20 protein-coding genes and 1 pseudogene are annotated in these 17454 nt (G+C 51.2%); 1 reads left to right on the top strand and 20 read right to left on the bottom strand.

Going from position 1 to position 17454, the window contains the following annotated elements:
* Position 1: 1 nt before the first annotated feature.
* From GJ688_RS10215 to GJ688_RS10275, 14 genes and pseudogenes are all read right to left on the bottom strand, one after another.
* Entirely contained in the window at positions 2-550 is a 549-nt protein-coding gene (locus GJ688_RS10215; protein WP_170291857.1) for a hypothetical protein, read from the bottom strand.
* Positions 484-882, bottom strand: a complete 399-nt coding sequence (locus tag GJ688_RS10220; RefSeq protein ID WP_170291858.1) for a type IV pilus modification PilV family protein — start codon at positions 880-882, stop codon at positions 484-486. The genes GJ688_RS10215 and GJ688_RS10220 overlap by 67 nt, the downstream gene beginning before the upstream one ends.
* A gap of 22 nt (positions 883-904) precedes the next feature.
* Positions 905-1792: a type II secretion system protein GspM gene (gene gspM / locus GJ688_RS10225; RefSeq protein WP_155476456.1), complete on the bottom strand. Its 888-nt coding sequence runs from the start codon at positions 1790-1792 to the stop codon at positions 905-907.
* A gap of 37 nt (positions 1793-1829) precedes the next feature.
* Positions 1830-2381: a PilN domain-containing protein gene (locus GJ688_RS10230; RefSeq protein ID WP_155476457.1), complete on the bottom strand. Its 552-nt coding sequence runs from the start codon at positions 2379-2381 to the stop codon at positions 1830-1832.
* A 29-nt stretch (positions 2382-2410) separates the two neighbouring features.
* Positions 2411-2863, bottom strand: coding sequence for a prepilin-type N-terminal cleavage/methylation domain-containing protein (locus tag GJ688_RS10235; protein ID WP_155476458.1), 453 nt, complete (start codon positions 2861-2863; stop codon positions 2411-2413).
* A 34-nt stretch (positions 2864-2897) separates the two neighbouring features.
* Entirely contained in the window at positions 2898-4118 is a 1221-nt protein-coding gene (locus GJ688_RS10240) for a type II secretion system F family protein (RefSeq protein ID WP_155476459.1), read from the bottom strand.
* A 20-nt stretch (positions 4119-4138) separates the two neighbouring features.
* Entirely contained in the window at positions 4139-4318 is a 180-nt protein-coding gene (locus GJ688_RS21650; protein WP_456237463.1) for a hypothetical protein, read from the bottom strand.
* Between the two features lie 34 nt (positions 4319-4352).
* Positions 4353-5459: pseudogene (locus tag GJ688_RS10245) on the bottom strand (GspE/PulE family protein); the annotation flags it as partial.
* Positions 5460-5635: 176 nt separating this feature from the next.
* A complete protein-coding gene (gene pilM / locus GJ688_RS10250) occupies positions 5636-6574 on the bottom strand; it encodes a type IV pilus biogenesis protein PilM (protein ID WP_155476461.1) in 939 nt (312 codons plus the stop codon).
* 17 nt (positions 6575-6591) lie between these two features.
* Positions 6592-7059, bottom strand: coding sequence for a type II secretion system protein (locus tag GJ688_RS10255; protein ID WP_155476462.1), 468 nt, complete (start codon positions 7057-7059; stop codon positions 6592-6594).
* A gap of 213 nt (positions 7060-7272) precedes the next feature.
* The gene (aroB, locus tag GJ688_RS10260; RefSeq protein WP_235910904.1) at positions 7273-8397 is read right to left on the bottom strand and encodes a 3-dehydroquinate synthase; all 1125 of its coding nucleotides are present in this window, start codon (positions 8395-8397) and stop codon (positions 7273-7275) included.
* Positions 8330-8974: a shikimate kinase gene (locus GJ688_RS10265; RefSeq protein WP_155476463.1), complete on the bottom strand. Its 645-nt coding sequence runs from the start codon at positions 8972-8974 to the stop codon at positions 8330-8332. The genes aroB and GJ688_RS10265 overlap by 68 nt, the downstream gene beginning before the upstream one ends.
* 13 nt (positions 8975-8987) lie before the next feature.
* Positions 8988-10175, bottom strand: a complete 1188-nt coding sequence (aroC, locus tag GJ688_RS10270; RefSeq protein ID WP_328597351.1) for a chorismate synthase — start codon at positions 10173-10175, stop codon at positions 8988-8990.
* Between the two features lie 151 nt (positions 10176-10326).
* Positions 10327-11256 (bottom strand): shikimate dehydrogenase, encoded by a 930-nt coding sequence (locus GJ688_RS10275; protein ID WP_155476464.1) that lies wholly within the window; start codon positions 11254-11256, stop codon positions 10327-10329.
* Positions 11257-11355: 99 nt separating this feature from the next.
* Between GJ688_RS10275 and GJ688_RS10280 the strand changes: the two genes are divergently transcribed.
* Positions 11356-11496: a hypothetical protein gene (locus GJ688_RS10280; RefSeq protein WP_155476465.1), complete on the top strand. Its 141-nt coding sequence runs from the start codon at positions 11356-11358 to the stop codon at positions 11494-11496.
* Between the two features lie 21 nt (positions 11497-11517).
* Here the strand turns inward: GJ688_RS10280 and GJ688_RS10285 are convergent, their stop codons facing one another.
* From GJ688_RS10285 to GJ688_RS10310, 6 genes are all read right to left on the bottom strand, one after another.
* Positions 11518-12060 (bottom strand): YqeG family HAD IIIA-type phosphatase, encoded by a 543-nt coding sequence (locus tag GJ688_RS10285; RefSeq protein ID WP_170291859.1) that lies wholly within the window; start codon positions 12058-12060, stop codon positions 11518-11520.
* A gap of 63 nt (positions 12061-12123) precedes the next feature.
* Positions 12124-12699, bottom strand: coding sequence for an orotate phosphoribosyltransferase (pyrE, locus tag GJ688_RS10290; RefSeq protein ID WP_155476503.1), 576 nt, complete (start codon positions 12697-12699; stop codon positions 12124-12126).
* Between the two features lie 44 nt (positions 12700-12743).
* Positions 12744-13475, bottom strand: a complete 732-nt coding sequence (gene pyrF / locus GJ688_RS10295; RefSeq protein WP_155476467.1) for an orotidine-5'-phosphate decarboxylase — start codon at positions 13473-13475, stop codon at positions 12744-12746.
* Positions 13476-13632: 157 nt separating this feature from the next.
* Entirely contained in the window at positions 13633-14547 is a 915-nt protein-coding gene (gene gerQ / locus GJ688_RS20665; RefSeq protein ID WP_235910905.1) for a spore coat protein GerQ, read from the bottom strand.
* Positions 14548-14571: 24 nt separating this feature from the next.
* On the bottom strand, positions 14572-14994 hold the full coding sequence (locus GJ688_RS10305) for a cell wall hydrolase (RefSeq protein ID WP_155476468.1): 423 nt from the start codon (positions 14992-14994) through the stop codon (positions 14572-14574).
* A 262-nt stretch (positions 14995-15256) separates the two neighbouring features.
* Positions 15257-17362, bottom strand: a complete 2106-nt coding sequence (locus tag GJ688_RS10310) for a methyl-accepting chemotaxis protein (protein WP_155476469.1) — start codon at positions 17360-17362, stop codon at positions 15257-15259.
* Positions 17363-17454 lie beyond the last annotated feature (92 nt).

Raw genomic sequence — 17454 nt, forward strand, 5'->3', positions numbered from 1 at the left:
CTCAGGAAGCCTCATCGTCGCCGAATACTGTGGCATGATCAATCGATGCTATGTAAAAGGCTCCATCGCCGGTTTGTTCCCAAGTGACTATGGCGAAGTGAACGTACTCGCATTCCTCCTGCCGCGCCCTGGCACGGATATAGACACGATTTGATTTCAGAGAACTTGTATCATAGGTCAAGGCGACCTGAATTTTTGCGACTGTTAAAGACGGTATTTTCTCTTGCAGAAAGGCAACGAGGACATGATTATCTACCGCTTCTGATGTTTGCAAAAAATCTTCAATAGCGGCGATCGATGCTTCGACACCGGCCTCAGCGCCATAAACAGTCTGTTCCATCTTGATTTGATCCCCTGTGGCTGTCATAGCGTGCATGGTCATCTGTGCCATCGTCGCCGCTATCAGTCCCAGAGCCGTGATGAGAAAAATCACATACATAAGGCTTCCGCCTCGTTGGTAAAATGTTGCCGGCGGACGGGCGATCAAGGACTTGTTCTGCGGGCAACCATCGTGGTCAGTTCGCATGGATCCGGTACGTCGGGGATCCATATTCGTACTGCCACCTCCTTTACATCCAAAGGCGCCAACTGCACAGCCTCTTCTATCGCGATTCGGGCACTAAACCCGGTCGGCAGGCCAACACCGGCCGGAACGTCGTTATCTGTATTTGTCCAGTCTACCTTTAGCTGTGCGATTTTACGTTCTAAGATGTCCTGGGCGAGCAGCAACGCTTGCGTCGCCCGTTCACTTCGCCGTTCTAACCGTTCTGCAGCAACGACAGTGCCGAAAAGGGGCACGAGAACGATCGTGAGAAGAGTTACCGCAATCAGGACTTCAATCAAGGTGAATCCATTTTGTTGATTCCTTAGCTTACGTTTCACGAAAGGTACCTCGCTACGATTTCTAGAAGGAGGTAAAGGGGTTTCTGCGGATTTTTTCAAGTTCCTCTCCTGCTAAAGGAGCTTTACCCATAGGAATGACGTCAACGCTTCGGTGAGTGTAATAGGATATTTCAATCGCTGCCACCAGTCGTTTCCCTTTTTGTTGTTCCCTCTTATGTTCCGGTTCTTGCCCCGGTTCTAGTTCCTCTTCCTCTTTATTCGGAATGGCTCCTTGGATTATATTTTCCAGTCTGTCATCACGTTGAACCCTTTCGTTCTTGCTTCCGACTTCAGCAGCCTTATGTTCTCGTTCTTCACTTTTTATCAGGCAGGAACGCAGAGAAAGGCTGTTATTTTTTTGTTCAAGCTCTTGCAAAAAGCCCATAATTCCGTCATAGCTTCCTTCCAGGACGATGAGATAGTGCCTTTCTCTGATACTTCCATCATTCTCTCTGGTTTCGCCAGCCTTTTCTTCGTTTACAGGTAACAGGTTTTTACTCGGCACCTCTTCACTTTGCATCTTTTTTCGTTGTCCCTTTTCCGGTTCATCTGTCCTGTCCGGGAGCATGCGAAAGATGAGTACTTCGTTATTTTGCGCCGCTTCCCCAAGCTTGCTGATCAGTCCTCCATGACGACTATCGACAGGCAACTGACTGATCCGTTTGTTCCGCTCGATCGATTGTTCTTCTTGATCGCGCCGTTGTTCCGCAAGAATCTCCTCTTGCTGCTGAAGTTCTCGAAACTGCCTTTGGGCCGCTTCCAATTGGTGAGATAGCTTTTGGTACCGCTCCCAGCGAGGTTCCAAAAGGTGAACATAGAGAAAAGCACCGAGCAGGACTGTCATTGTCCACTTACAAAGACTCTTTTCCCTAGCTGTACGATTTTGCCACCAAGAAATAACTTCTACCATGTAGGCCACCGTCTTCGTATTTCGTTCGTCTCTCCATTCAGTTGTCCGATAACCGACAACTGATTTTGAAATGTACCCCCTGCGGTTCTTCTACCTCTGAATCAGCTTTCACCAGATAACTGTCTTCTAGGGATACTTCGGCGATCTGTCCGAGTTGGTTGAGGCTGTCCATAAATTCGCCTACCGCCTTCATATCTTCGCTTTTCCCGCTAATGGACAAAGAGCCGCTTTTTTCCAGGTCGCTTGCTTCGACGTTTTTAAAGGTGATTTTCTCTGGCGTCATCGCCCCGATCCGTTGAAGCAGATCGGTGATCCCCCGCCTCTCCTTCCCCAGTACTGTTGCCAACGCTGCCGCTTCTCGCTGCGACTCTTCGTCCACTACCGGTGCATTGTTAAGCTGTCCATGTAAATCAGCTACCTTTTGCTCCATCTCACTCACTTGTCGTTGCAACAAGAATAACCCATATTCAGAGAGACCATAGACCAAACAGGGCAACAACAGTGCCGCTAGGGTTGTTAGAAGTAACTGTCGTAAAAAAGCTTTGCGTTCTACGCGAAGTTCCGCTGGCAACAAGTTGATTTCACTCATCAATTCCACCTCAGATTCGGTTCATCCGGTTAGAAACCCTGAGTCGTAGTTACTAATCTTCCGTCGAGAATCGTGATCGTCAACTGAAGATCGTCCTTACCAATGTTTCCGTCCATGCCTTGAGAAGTGATTTTCACGGTAGTGATGGAAGATCTCGGGGAAGCAGGTTCATAGGAGTAAGGCTTCCCCCAGGGATCGATCCAGGGCGTCGTCGGAACTGGATAGGTGCCTTCCAAATCCTTGTCCAGCAGTTTGCTGTTTTTCAAATCTGCCGCCGAAGGCAAGACCCCTTTATCGACAAAATAGGAGCGGACCGCCAACTCTACCGTCTGAAAATCACTTAAAACGGCAGCCATCTTGGCCCGGTTTGGCGCTGCACTGATCTTCGGCGTAAGGACGAGAAAGAGCACAGATAGGATGGTCAAAACGAGAAGCAGTTCCAGCAAGGTGAATCCTTGTTCATTCATCCATTTTCTTTTCATGGGAAGATCAACGCGACCATCAAAGGTCCCCCCATCAGATCTTGCTAATGGCTTCGAACATAGGCAATAACATGGAGACGGCCAAAAAACCGACGACCATCGCCAGGAAAATTAACAACAAGGGTTCTAAGAGTGCCATCGTTCGGCGAGTATTGTAATCGACTTCCGTCTCGTAGTAATCAGCCGCTTTCGCCAACAATCCGTCCATATTTCCGCTCTCTTCCCCCACAAAGATCATCTGGAGCAACAGAGGCGGAAATAATCCGGAAATCTGCATCATTTCGGTCAATGTCTGTCCTTTTCGTACCCCTTCTTCGATGAACTGCACCGCTTGCGCCATCACCGGATTTCCTGAAACCTGCCGGACGATGTGCAGCGATTGCATGAGATGCATCCCATTTGATAAAAGCATGCTCAACATCCTGCTCATACGAGCCACCACCGCTTGCCGGCGTAATTCACCGATCAGGGGAAGACCAAAGATAAACTTTTCCGCCTCTATCTCCCATCGAGGATTTTTAGAGGCCTTTCTCACGACAATGAAAGCGGCCACAGGGAGCATCACCCATAGAAAGCCGTATTTCTTTACAACCTCCACAGTGGTTAATGTCAACCTGGTCATTTCCGGCAAGGGGATCCCGAGACTCGTTAGGACTTTCGCGAAGGAAGGGAGTGCGAAGAAAAGGAAAAAAAGAATCGAACCCAAGGCGAGCACGAAAACCAACAAGGGGTATAACATAGCCATCCGGACTTTCCGTTGTGTCTCATATTCCTTGTCGTAATAGGTCGCCAGTCTCGATAGAACGTCGTCCAGTACGCCTCCCAGTTCTCCCGCTTCCACCATATGTACAAAGAGCTTTGGAAAAAACTTCGGATGGCCTTTCATCGCCGCCGACAAACTCATTCCCTCATGTATTTTTTGGGCCACTTGAAACAATGTCTGTTGAAGCAGCGGATGGTTACCCTGGTTTGCCAACAGGATCAAACCGCTATAAAGAGGGACGCCCGCATCGACGAGTGTAGATAACTGTCGACAAAAGAAAGCCATCTGTTTCGAAGTGATTTTTTGTTTTCCACTAAAATTCTTAGACATCCGCAGCCAAAGCTGGGCGATCCTTTGCGATTTTTTAATCTTGACGATATAAAAGCCCTGTTTCTGCAGTATGATGGCGGCATCCCGTGCAGTCTCCGCTTCGACGAGACCCTCAAAAAAGAGACCCTTCGCATCCCAAACCCGATAAGCGTATGCAGCCATGCCATCTCCCCCTGCGGCATCTAGCCATTTGACATGTAGGCTACGCGCATGTATTCCTCTATTGTCGTCTCCCCGGCGAGGATCTTACGAATCGCGGCTATTTGTAGGTTTTCCATCCCGTTGTCGATGGCGGTCTTGCGGATCTCTTCCGCATTTGCCTTCACCATGATCAATTCTCGCAATCGGGAATTGACAGGCATAACCTCTTGAATAATTGTGCGGCCTATAGCCTGTAAAATTGCAGTATTTACAGCCTTTTCCCTTAGAAAGGGCCGCTTTGATGCCGAATTCCTTGCTGAGAAACTCTTGTTCCTCTGAACCCTTTGCAGGTATGTACTCGGTCTTACAGCGAGAACATATTTTCCTTACCAGACGCTGGGCCACGACACCCTTGACGGCCGATGCCACCTGAAACGGCTCTACCCCCATATCCAGCAACCGGCCAATCGCCTCAGCAGCATCCCCTGTATGCAACGTCGATAAGACGAGATGTCCTGTTATGGCTGCCTGGACAGCGATATGGGCAGTCTCTCCATCGCGAATTTCGCCAATTAAGATGATGTCGGGATCTTGACGTAAGATGGATCGCAATCCATTGGCAAAGTCCAATCCTGCTTTAGGACATACCTGCACCTGATTAACCCCGGGGAGGACGTATTCTATCGGATCTTCGATGGTGACAATATTCCTTTCTCCCCGATTGAGAGATTTTACCGTCGCATAAAGGGTTGTTGTCTTCCCTGCTCCGGTAGGACCGGTTAACAGGATCATGCCACCTGTGTTTTGGGTTAAGGTACGGTATTGGGCCATAGCGTCTCTGCAAAAGCCCAAATCTTCTAAACCGAGCAGCATTTGATGTTTATCTAACAAACGAATGGTGCATTTCTCACCGTATAAGGTAGGGATGGTGGATACACGCAAATCGACGGTTTTGTCTTTGCTGGCATATTGAATCCGCCCGTCTTGGGGAACCTTCCGCTTCGCGATATCCAAACCTGCCATGACTTTAATTCGGGAAATTAAGGAGGCATGCATCGTAACGGGGAGTTCCAGAACGTCTCGTAAAAGTCCATCGGTACGGAACCGAATCCGCATCATCTCTTCTTGCACATCGATATGAATGTCCGTAGCTCCTTCCGTCATCGCCTGATCGAAGATGCTATTTACCGTATGTACGACAGGTTCTTCTACAGTTTCAGCTACGATTTCGTCGGTACTCTCTGAAAGCTGCCTGGTGGTTCGATTCCAAAAGCTATCCGTTGGGAATTGGGGCTCTTTTATCTCACCCTTGATAATGTCCATCGGTGTCCGCATGCGAGTGATCGGAGTGGCAAACGACATAATTCACCCACCTCTCCTATAATATCTGGAATTTTATTACATTTCTTTCTTCTACGTGTTTTCTGGGATTCCTCTAATTTCTGGTAATTTTTTATAATTCCTAAAAAAATACGCCTCCTTTCGGCATGTTTTGCGAAAGGAAGCGTTCATCCTTCTGATTTCTTTTACCCAACGGGTCATGGACGTTTTATTTCACGCATGGCTAAGCCTAGGGCGATCGACATATCAGAAGTTAACCGGTCTATCCCATTTACTTGAACTGGCAAAGTCAGCTTGGATAATCTCAATGGGATGGTGCGAAACGGAACAGCACTCGATAAACAGCTTTGGATGTATTCGGTGATTGCCGGCGTCCCGTTTAAATATAGTCGGCTAAAAGAATAGTCCTGGGATTGACTTATGTACGATTGGATGATGGAGTTTACACTTTGTAAGAAGGCATCAACGGTCTGATCCGGGCTATCTGCCAAATTGGTGCTCCCTATAGACAAATAACGGAGGAACCGAATTTTAGATTCCTTGATGATTCCCACCAAGGTACCTTTGTAGCCGATGTCTAAAAAACCATAGCTCTGTACATCCATCTCTATCAGATGGTTTAGAAGTCTACCTAATGCTGTACAAGATGTTTCAACGGCTTGCACCTGAAATCCCAACTCGACGAGAGCATCATAAACAGTCAGTACTTCCTTTTTCGGTAAAGCAATGAGCAATAGGGGTACCGTTTTTTCCGATCGGTTCCTGCTGCTTGCGACCATATAATCATAGACATAATCTGTCACTGGATGCGGTAAGTACTTTTCGACTTCCCACTGTAGGGCCGAACGCAACTCCTGTTCAGCGATGTTCGGCATACGTATGTGACGGAGTAGAAGGTGATCAGAGGGAAAGCTGACGACGACGGGCTTACCCTTGCCTTCAATCTCTAGAACACACTCCTGTAAGAGTGCCCTATTCATCTCTAGCCTTCGCTTTTCCTCTCCTCGCACCTCCGGTGGAAGAGATTTTTGAATCACTCCTGTGATTTCGTAGTGATTCTCTCGCTGAGTTAACTCGACAAGTCGAATCCCTGTTCGCCCCATGTCTAGACCAACTATTTGCTTTTGACGTTTCATAACTCTGTACAACACGGTTACGGCAAATTGGAATAGGTTGTTTCGAGCAAACCGTTTGCGTTTTTTGTAATCGTCATCGCAATATCGTCCGTATCTGAAGTACTGGTCGTTCCATTCGGACCGTAGGAAGTGATCTTCACCTTGCCTGCCTCTCCTTCATAGGTATATTTATGTTCCCAAGGGTCGATCGTACTGACGGGAGACTTATCGATGTACTTCCCCGTAACCAAAAGGGAAGATGTATCTTTTTCTTCGTCCGTAGAGGGAAATTTACTTTTTTCCATGTAGTACTGCCTTAGGGCAGTATCAAAGGCGCGAAAGTCATTCTTGACTCCCGATAGCTTTGCTTTTTCTGTAGCTTGACCTAGGCGTGGGACGATGACAGCAAATAAAATACTGATGATCGCTAAGACCAGCAGCAGTTCGACGAGAGTAAATCCCTTCGAGTTGATTCGCGGATCTCTACGAACAAAAGACCGAATCATCGACACTCCCTCCCAACGTTTCGAAATAACATTAGCCAGTATCTTATTCTTCGATCAAATATTAACTTCAAAGTATATATTTGTAAATATTCAACAATAACTTTTCCGAAAATAAAAAGGGCATGATCCGTTGGGACCGTCTACCATGAAATGGGTTTTACAATAAAAACAGCCTGCTATCTGGCAGGCTGTTTCAATTCAATGTTTAAATCGTCAAATCGTCAGCGTCTCAATCGACTCCAAAGCAACTGACAGCGAAACTTCCGGGGTGATGCAATACTCTCCGATCGAAGTGGGTACCACAAAGACCACACCGGAATCGGTGTTTTTCTTATCCATCATCAATGCTTCTTTCCACTTTTCCACCGGGAAATCAGGGAACCTTGTCGGCAGCCCTGCTGCCTCGACGAGCTTTCTCACTCTCTCCGTAGTATCGGGCGAAAGGCCGGTGACTTTCTCAGCCAGGTTGCAGGCAGCGATAAGTCCAACGGCCACAGCTTCACCATGCTTGTAGACTTTATACTCCGTCAACGTTTCGATGGCATGACCGAAAGTATGTCCCAGGTTTAAGATCGCCCGAAGGCCTGACTCCCGCTCGTCAGCGGCCACCACTTTCGCTTTCACCCAGCAACAGGCAGCGATGACGTAGCGTAGTGCATCAGCTTCCTGTTCGACGACGGCCTGGGCATTTTTTTCGAGGTATGCAAAGAGGTCCCTGTCTCCCAGGATGGCCGTCTTCAACACTTCGCCGTAACCGGCAGCCACTTCTCGTTTCGGGAGCGTGGACAAACTGTTCGTGTCGATGATGACGATCTTCGGTTGATAGAAGGCGCCGATCATGTTTTTCCCGTGTCGGTGGTTTACAGCCACTTTTCCGCCGACGCTGGAGTCCACTTGGGCAAGCAGCGTCGTCGGAACCTGGACAAAATCGATCCCGCGCATGTAGGTGGCAGCCAGATAGCCGGCCACATCACCCGTGATACCGCCGCCTAAGGCCACGATGGCCGAGGAACGGTTCAGTTTGGCCTCTACACAAGCATCATACAGTTTCGATAAGGTTTCCAGGTTCTTATATTCTTCGCCGTCAGCCATTTCTGCCGTCGCCACCGTATATCCGGCAGCGATCAACGAGCGGCGCAGTTTGTCTCCCCAGAGTCGATTGACCTCTTTGTTCGTGACGATCAATATCTTCTTCCCGGAAAGACGCCCGGCCAGCAGTTCGCCGGCCTGGTCGATCATGGCGGGACCGATTTCGATGGGGTATGTGCGGTCACCCAGTTCGACTATCACTGTCGTCCGTGCTATCGGCGGGTTTTCTGTCATCAGCGTTTTCGTCATTCACCTTTCCCTCCTCGGTCTCTTCCGGCAGGGGACGCCAGTCCTCGCCTTCCCGCCGGTTCAGGAAGTCCAGGATGTATTCCACGATCTCCGGCACGGTCCGTTCCGATGTGTCCACATCCAGATCGGCACAGCCGTAGTAGGGCTCGCGGACAGCCATCATGTGTTCGATATCTTCCGGGGTGATGTCCTTTTTAATCAAAGGCCGATGGGTCCGCCGGGCTACCCGGGACCAGATCACTTCCGGGCGGGCGTTAAGCCGGATGAGGATCCCTGTCGACCCCAAGGCTTCCAAGTTAGCCCGATTCAAGACGATCCCGCCGCCGGTGGAGACGATAGTTCGCTCCATGGCCGCCACTTTCTGGGCTACGAGGGACTCTTCGGAACGAAAGCGCACCTCACCAAAGCGATCGAAGATCTGGGGGATCGTCAGCCCGGTCACCCGTTCGACCTCAGCGTCCGTATCCAAGTAAGCGCAACGGAGCCGAGCGGCCAGTTTCTTGCCTACGGTGGACTTGCCCGTTCCCATGAAGCCGATGAGGACGATATTATGTTTATTTTCCCTTTTGTCGTTCATATCTTTCCCCGCCTTAAAAGCGTTCGGCTTGTTCTCGCATGGCGGCCACACGGATTTTGACCTGTTCGAGAGTGTCTCCGCCTGTCGTCTCTAGTAGGCTGTCGGCAATCGTCAGGGCTAGTACCGCTTCAGCGACGACGGCCGCTGCCGGTACAGCACAGACGTCGGAACGTTCCACCGTCGCTTCCACAACCTGATGGGTGTCGATATCGACGGTTTTTAAAGGGCTGTACAGCGTCGGAATCGGCTTCATAGCAATGCGCACGACGAGGGGTTCGCTGTTGGTGATGCCCCCTTCGATACCGCCGGCCCGGTTCGTGCTATGCCGATATCCTTCACCGTCCCGGTAGACGATTTCGTCGTGAACTTTCGAACCGGGCAAATCGGCGGACCGGAAACCGATACCGATTTCGACGCCTTTGATGGCTTGAATGGACATCATGTCACCAGCGATCCGTCCGTCGAGCCGCCGGTCACCGTGAACGTGACTGCCGATGCCATAGGGAAGCCCGGTGACGGCCAGTTCGATAACACCGCCGAGGCTGTCGCCTTTTTCCTTGGCCCGGTCAATAGCCACCATCATCAGCGCTTCAGCCTCGCTGTCGGCGCAGCGGACCGGCGAATTTTCGGCCCGTTCAGCGATGTGTAACCATTCGCTGTCTGATCGTTCACTGCACATCTTCAGCCCGGCGCTGTAGACGCCGCCGATGGATAAGACGTGGGAACAAACTTGAATACCCAGTTCAGCCAGAAAGCGGCGGGCCACGGCCCCAGCAGCTACTTTTGCCGCTGTTTCACGAGCGCTGGATCTCTCTAAGATATTTCGCATGTCCCGGTGGTTGTATTTGATGGCCCCAGGTAGGTCAGCGTGGCCCGGACGAGGGTAGCTGACGCGCCGTTCGTTCAGGGCGGCATGAATATGGGGGGCCATGATCTTTGTCCAGTTCTTCCAATCCCGGTTTTCGACCTGCAGGCAAATGGGGCTGCCCAAGGTGAGGCCACCGCGCAGGCCGGACTGGATGGCCACATGATCTTTCTCGATAGTCATTCGACCGCCCCGGCCGTGCCCTTTTTGCCGTCTGGCCAGTTCTTTATCGATATCGTCGGCCTCGATGGGAAGACCGGCCACCATGCCTTCCATGATCACTGTCAAGGCCGGGCCGTGTGATTCACCGGCTGTAAGGTACCGCAATACTGTCATCTTCTCTATATCCTTTCTCCGGTGGGGAAATTTATGGTCAGCATCGATACGCATAAACTGTCAATCTTCGCCTAATTCCACGTCTAGACGAAAAATTCCTGCCTCCATGACCTTTTCCTCTGTTCATGCTGTTTTGTCTACCCTTGAAGTCCTACGGCTGAGCCATTTTCGCTTTTAGCACCTGCTGCATTACTTCCACCGGCGCTTCACGGCCCGTCCAAAGTTCGAAAGCTCGCACCCCCTGATACAGGAGCATCGGTAACCCGTTTTGGCCCCGCATCCCTCGGTCCCGACCGGTTTTGAGCAATATTGTGTCCACAGGGTTATAGACAAGATCGGCGATAAAAGGCCTTCCCGTCAGCCACTTCTCTATCGCGATGGGATAAGGTTCAATCCGGCCCCCCTTGACCATCCCTAATGAGGTGGCGTTGATCAGCAGGTCCGCTTCTTCAAGGTGATGCCGAAGCTCTTCGACTTCCCATGGACAGACAGCATACTCTATCCTCTTCGAAGGGAATTCACCATCGGAATCGCTCCCGGTGGCAGTGACCACTGCTTTTAGAAGCGCTTCCGCCTTGTCGGCAGAGCGATTCACAACGGTGAGACGACGAACACCCGCATCAGCTAGGGCAAAGATGACGGCCCGTGCCGCTCCGCCGGCACCTAGTATGACGGCCGATTTACCAGCGACAGTGACGCCCTCTTCAGCAAGCCCCCGCATAAATCCGCTGCCGTCCGTGTTGTAACCAGTTCTTTTTCCCTCCGAAAAGACAATCGTATTGACAGCGCCCAGGCGCAGTGCCGCCGGATCAACGGCGTCAAGATGTTCCATGACAGCTTCTTTATGGGGAACAGTGACGTTGGCGCCGCGAAAGCCGAGAGCCGCCAAGCCTCGAATGGCTTCTCCCAGTTTTTCTGTGGCAACGGCAAAAGCTCCGTAACGCCAGTTCATTTCCAGGTAGGAAAAGGCCGCATTGTGCATGGCCGGGGAAAAGGAATGTTTCACAGGTTGGCCAAGCAGGGCCACCCATTGTGTGGCCCCATCGATAAAGACATTTGTCGCGGTCGGTAAGGCATTCATCCGATTCACCTCAATTTTTCTTACCCTAAGGTTGGTATGCAGTTAAACAGGGTATACTACTTTTATCTGTAAGAATAGCTCTAAAGGAGGTTTTCTTCGATGGAAGATAAAAAACTGCCTTTCGCCAATCTGAGTTCCGAGCAGATGAATATTCTTTCCCAAGCGGAAAAGCAGCTCAACGGCCAGTTGGGCGGAAACGGGGAGATCATCGTTTTGGCTTACAAAAACGAGCACAAATAGGAAGAAAAGAGGGTCAACCGGTTATGGCTGACCCTCCCTCCTTTTAAACACAAAAAACTTTTTTCGTTCTGAGCGAGGTTTCTTTTCTCGCAAGACTATCCGCTCAATACGGCGGACCATGCGGGTACCGAAAAACTCCCGTCGGCTGATCGGATTGACGAGAACCGTATGGATGCCTGAACGGTTACCGCCGAGGACATCGGTGAAGATTTGATCGCCGATCACGATCGTGTTTTCCGGTGTTGTCCCCATGATCTGCATAGCCCGAATAAAACCTTTGCGCCGCGGCTTGCGAGCGCCGGAGATGTAGTAGGGTATGCGGCATCCGGCGGCGAAGGGTTGCACACGTTTTTCCTTGTTATTAGACAGGATGCAAACTTTTATGCCTTGAACTTCCAAGTCGGAAAGCCACTGGTGCACTTTTGGACAAAGGTGATATTCATTCCACTCGGTCAAGGTGTTGTCCAAGTCGATGATGATCCCCTGGATGCCCCGAGCGGTCAATTCGCTGACGTTCAGTTCATGAACGGCTTCCACCCGCTGAGCCGGCTTTAATAACCTCACCATGATCCCCCTTCCGGATCACCGACACTTGTATTATAAGCTAGAACTGCCTCAGAGGCAAAGCTAGGTGCGGCTTCCCGGTTTAATGGCAGGAATTCCTTCCTTGCACAAGGGGCATTCTTCCGGCTCCCAGGAGATGACCTCCATGGACAGAGCACTTTGGAAGGGGACGCCAAAATCTACTACGCCATTGGAGCGGTCGATGAGGGAAGCGACAGCGAGAACTTCACCGCCGGCCTTGCGGACCACTTCCATCACTTCTTTTACAGAACCGCCAGTTGTGACGACGTCTTCACAGACGACGACTTTTTCACCGGGCTTGACGGCGAAGCTCCGCCGCAAGGTCATGGCGCCGTTCTCCCGTTCCGTGAAAATCGAGCGGACGCCGAGCTCTCGTCCCACTTCGTAGGCAACAAGAATGCCGCCCATCGCCGGTCCCACGACCAAATCAGGTGTGCCAACGGCTTCACGAACTCGTTCCGCCAGGAACGCGGCCAGTTGTCCCGTGTAGGCAGGGTATTGGAGAACTTGAGCGCATTGTACATAGCGGTTGCTGTGCCGGCCTGAGGTAAGACGAAAATGCCCTTCTAAAAGCGCGTCACTTCTAAGAAATATGTCCAAGACTTGTTCTTTCGTCATCGATGCCATGGATAGAAACTTCCTTTCTATTTATCGCTGCTGTTCTAACGTCGATTATGAGAACGACGTGCCAGGCCCTCGGCCATCTCTTCCACGATCCGCTGCGCTGCCGCCGCCTGATCCGGTGCGGCTGTGATCGGCCTGCCTACCACCAAATAGGAGGCGCCGGCTGCTATCGCTTCTGCCGGTGTCATGACACGAGCTTGGTCGTCCCCACCGGCCCAGACGGGACGAACTCCTGGGGTGACGATGACAAAGTCGTTCCCACAGGCTTGCCGAATCGGTTCGATCTCCCGAGGGGAGGCCACGACACCGGTGACACCGGCTTGTTGAGCCAACCGGGCAAATCGAACTACATGGTCTTCTACGGGACCAGCGAGTCCGATTTCATCGTTGAGCACTTGTTGGGAGACGGAAGTGAGTACCGTTACAGCCAGGACAACGGGCGAATTCCCCGAACTATTCGCCCCCTGAACAGCTTTGCACAGCATGTCCGCCCCGCCGGAGGCGTGAACCGTAAACATTTTGACACCTCGGCGACTGACGACAGAAGCCGCCTTACCGACGGTATTGGGAATGTCATGAAATTTTAGGTCGAGAAAGACCGGATAGCCCATCGCCATGATTTCCTCAGTTACGGAAAATCCGGCGTTGTTGTGCAGTTGCATCCCTACTTTAAACAGACCGCAGTAGTCCCCTACGGCCCGGACGATTTCTATCGCTTCTTCCCGGGTGTCCACGTCCAAAGCAACGATGAGTCTGTCTTTTGCTTGCAAGATTGTACCCCCTTCCGGGTGATCTGTGGATGATATGTGCTGTCATATTCTACCCGTTTTTCTTCGCCCTCGACGAGCCTTTTTCCTTTTTTCTTCCTTGAAAAAGAAAAAGAGCCCACCGGATTCCACAGTCCAGCAGACTCACTTTATTTCAGATCTACCGAGGAGACGTCGTGTCCAAGGGTACACGACCGTTAAAGGGGTAAGAGTAAGCGATAGGCTCGTCAAAGGTGACATAATCGACATTGATCATCTTTAGAAGGTACCGCCGGCCTGTTCGGGGATCGCTGAGGATGAGGTGATCCCGCCCGGCCGCTTCGATCACTCCACGGAAGATTTTTGCGTTCCATTGTTCGTTATTCTCAAAGGTCATATAGACGGTAGCCACACGACCTCTGTTCAAGCGCAGGATGTTTTCGATATAGGATTGTTCAACAGGGAGCATACCAGGCATTTCTCCCATCCCTGGTTGGGTCATACCGGGAATTCTACCACCGCTGGGCGGGGCCGGGACGGTGGGTACTTGTGTTTCCGGTCCTGTAACAGGGGACGGTACAGGAGCAGGTGCTGGTGTCATCGGTTGACCGGGGACTATCGGCGTCATATCCATCGGTCCTGGCATCGATGGCATCGGCGCAGGAATCGACGGCATAGGCATCATCGGCGCCTGTTCCATTGGCTGCTGTGGGCATACTTGATGGGCTGTGTAAGGGTACGAGAGGTCGTAGGAATGCATTTCTGGCATATAGCTCTCCGGATGCCCGCAGGGACCGTAGGACATGGGGGATTCATAAGGCATATGAGGCATACCTGCCATGGGGCATTCAAAAGGCATCTCAGGCATACGAGCTATGGGGGATACGAAAGGTCTTCGCGGACTGCACTCGGTCGGTGATTCGTATTGGGCCGGCGATTCATAGCTCATCGGTGGTGTATAGGGGCGGTGAGCTTCCATCGGCTGTCTGCGGTCCGGTTCACAACCGCAAGAGGCGTTGCTGACGACCACCTGTGTGTCGTAGGCTGCACTTGCCTCTTGAACGAGTTCTTCGCTAAGGCGTTCTTTATCTGCCATTAGGCCACTCCCTTTCTCATCGACTCAAAAGACTCGGGGGCAATCTTCCCCCGTCGGTGCAAAGAAACAATGGGCTTTATAGCGCCCCGTATTTCTTTGGTTAAACCACTCACCAGGACAACCACCTTCAGGTCGAAAAAACCACAAAGCATTACTGGCTGGCCATGTCCTCTCTCCGCCGATCACACGTCGGGCCAAGCGTATGTCCTGTTCCCGGGCACGTTGGTAGAAGTAGGGCTTTTCTACGGCTTCGAAGCCGCCCGGCGACTGGTATATCATCTGGGTGAGGTTCCGAATATCTCGAAAGTCCAAGCAATTCGACAATACCCGGTTTACGCCCACATTGCCGACCATGAGCATGCCTAAGTCACCTTCGCCTTCAGCTTCGGCACGCATCAGTTGAGCCAATAATCGAACCTCATTCTCCGGCGCTCTGATGACGGCCATTTTCTCACCCCTTTTCTCACCGGATGCGTTGCATTATATTCGTCGTTGATTTCAAGTGTGCTTGTCACTGTGTTTGTTATCTGGGAGCAGTAATTTTTACAATGAAAGAGAGTGGACGCCCAAATTCGCATTGGATGTCCACTCTCTTTATTCCTCTATCGACATAGTTCTTTCTTCGAATTGAATAACTACTTCTTGAATAGCTGCATCATAAAATCTGGTTGAATCTGGTTTACCGTTTATTTTGCAGGTTTTTTCACAATTACTCCAGTTTAAACTTACTGACCATACTGTTCATCCGTTCAGCCAAAGCCAACTGAGCAGACGCCGATTCAGCAATCTCGTTGAGGGATCGACCAGCTAAGTCGATCTCTTTGGCGATACCGGTGGCACCGATGGTCGATTGGGAGACCATCGTAGAGACCGTATCGAAAGCCTTGGTGACTTCATCAACCATCTGGAGGACGTGTTGGCTCAGTTCACCCGTCTCCTGGGCGACGGCCAGGAACAGATCAGCATCTTCTTTATAGTGATGACCAACTTGGGCGAAGAGGTCATAGTCTTGACCGACTTTTTCGTTGATAAACCGGAGCATCGCATTCGCGTTAGTGACCAGTGAATCAATGGCATGACGCACTTGAGCAATGACCGCTTGAATATTGCCTACCGTCTCGGCTGAGTCAGCAGCTAACTTACGCACCTCTTCGGCGACGACAGCGAAGCCTCTTCCCTGTTCGCCGGCGCGTGCCGCTTCGATCGCAGCGTTTAGGGCCAGCAGATTGGTTTGGGAAGCGATTCCGGCAATGGAATCGGCTAGTGTAGCGATATTCTCTACCACTTTAGCTTCTGCGATCGCCTCTTTCATGTGGCTGTTGATGCTGCTGGACAGTTCCCGGGCCGATTTTTGGGCTCGGTCGGCGTTTTCGAGCAGATGAAGGGCTCTGTCCCCAACCTCCCTGGCCTTTCGAAAAGATTTTTCCGCTTCTCGGTTTAATTGAGCCAGGGAACTGGCCATCTCTTCGGCCGCTGCGGTCACCTCTTCCGAAGTAGCCGAAACGTTTTCGATGCCGGCGGTAATCTCCTCCGTCGAAGCAGTCACTTCTTGCATGTTCGCTGAAACGGACTGGGAAGCCCCTGACAATTCGTGCCCCGATGCGAGGATCCTATGGGCCTCTTCCGTAATTTGCCCGATCGTCTGGCGCATGTTCTGGTTCATCTGGTCCATCGCCCTTGCCATCTGGCCAATTTCATCTTTGCGGTTGAGGAATTCAGGCCGTACGTCCGTAGAAAAGTCATTATCAGCGGCGCGAACGAGGCGGGCTGCGGCGATTCTGATGGGTTTACTGATCTGCCGAGCGATGATCCAGATGACGGCAGCCAGCAGTACCATGCCTCCAGTACCGGCCATGACCTGCAACATCATCAACTGTTTTGATTGGGCATAGATCTCATCGACCGGAACAAGGGTGCTTAGCGACCAGGGTGTTTCCGTATTCCCTACCCGAATGGGCACGCTGACCCGGTAAACCTCTTCGTTCATAAGCGGCGAAAAGGCGTTTTTTGAATATATTTGACCACTCTTGATGGACTGGTAGATGCCTGCTCCGTCGGCTTCACTGCTCTCTTGAATTCGTTTTCCTATGTTCGCGGGGTCTTTATGGGTGACAAAAATTCCGCTGTTGGAAAGGAGTTGTAGTCCACCAGACTGATAGAGCTTGACTTGAGAGATATCCTCCTGGATGTTCCCTAAGGCCATGTCAATTCCCGTAACGCCGACAAATTTTCCGTCGATGATGATGGGACTGACCAGAGAGGTGATGTGGACTATCTTTCCATCGACAGGATAGTCGTAAGGCTCAATAATTTGCTCTTTACCGCTTTTTTTGGCCAAGAGATAGTAATCGCCTGGCCCAGGGGTTTCATATTCTACCAGCGGCTCCAAGTTAATCTTTCCATTAAGCCGAGAAAAATAGGGTACGTAACGTCCCGACGGGTCATGACCAGCTTGGTTGATAAACTTCGCGTCCTGACCATCAAAGGCGTTCGGTTCCCAACAGGTCCATACAGCCAGGATTCCCGGGGTGTTTATGAGGACCTCTCGAAGCATGGCGTTCGCCCGTTCCCGGTCAGTAAAACCTGTTTTTTTCATTCCTGCCAGCGAGTCTGCCAATGTGCGGGTGACCACGAGTGGTCTCTCTAATTGGGCCTTAACCATACTTCCTTGTTCTTTGGCTAGGAGAACCGCATTTTCCTGGGCGTCGGCCATGACGAGCTCCCGCGTTTTGAACACGCTAAGACCGATGACCGTTGTAAAAACGAGCAACACCACTAACATGATCGATAGTTGCATGCGGGTTTGAATGTTCATATCGGACTCACTCCCTCTCTAGCTCTGTTACACTGACACTATCGACACAAGGATTGGCAAAAACAAAAAATCTCAAAGGCGAGGGGCCAACC

Origin of the sequence: Heliobacterium mobile (genome assembly GCF_009720735.1) — a bacterium.
Lineage (GTDB): Bacteria > Bacillota > Desulfitobacteriia > Heliobacteriales > Heliobacteriaceae > Heliobacterium > Heliobacterium mobile.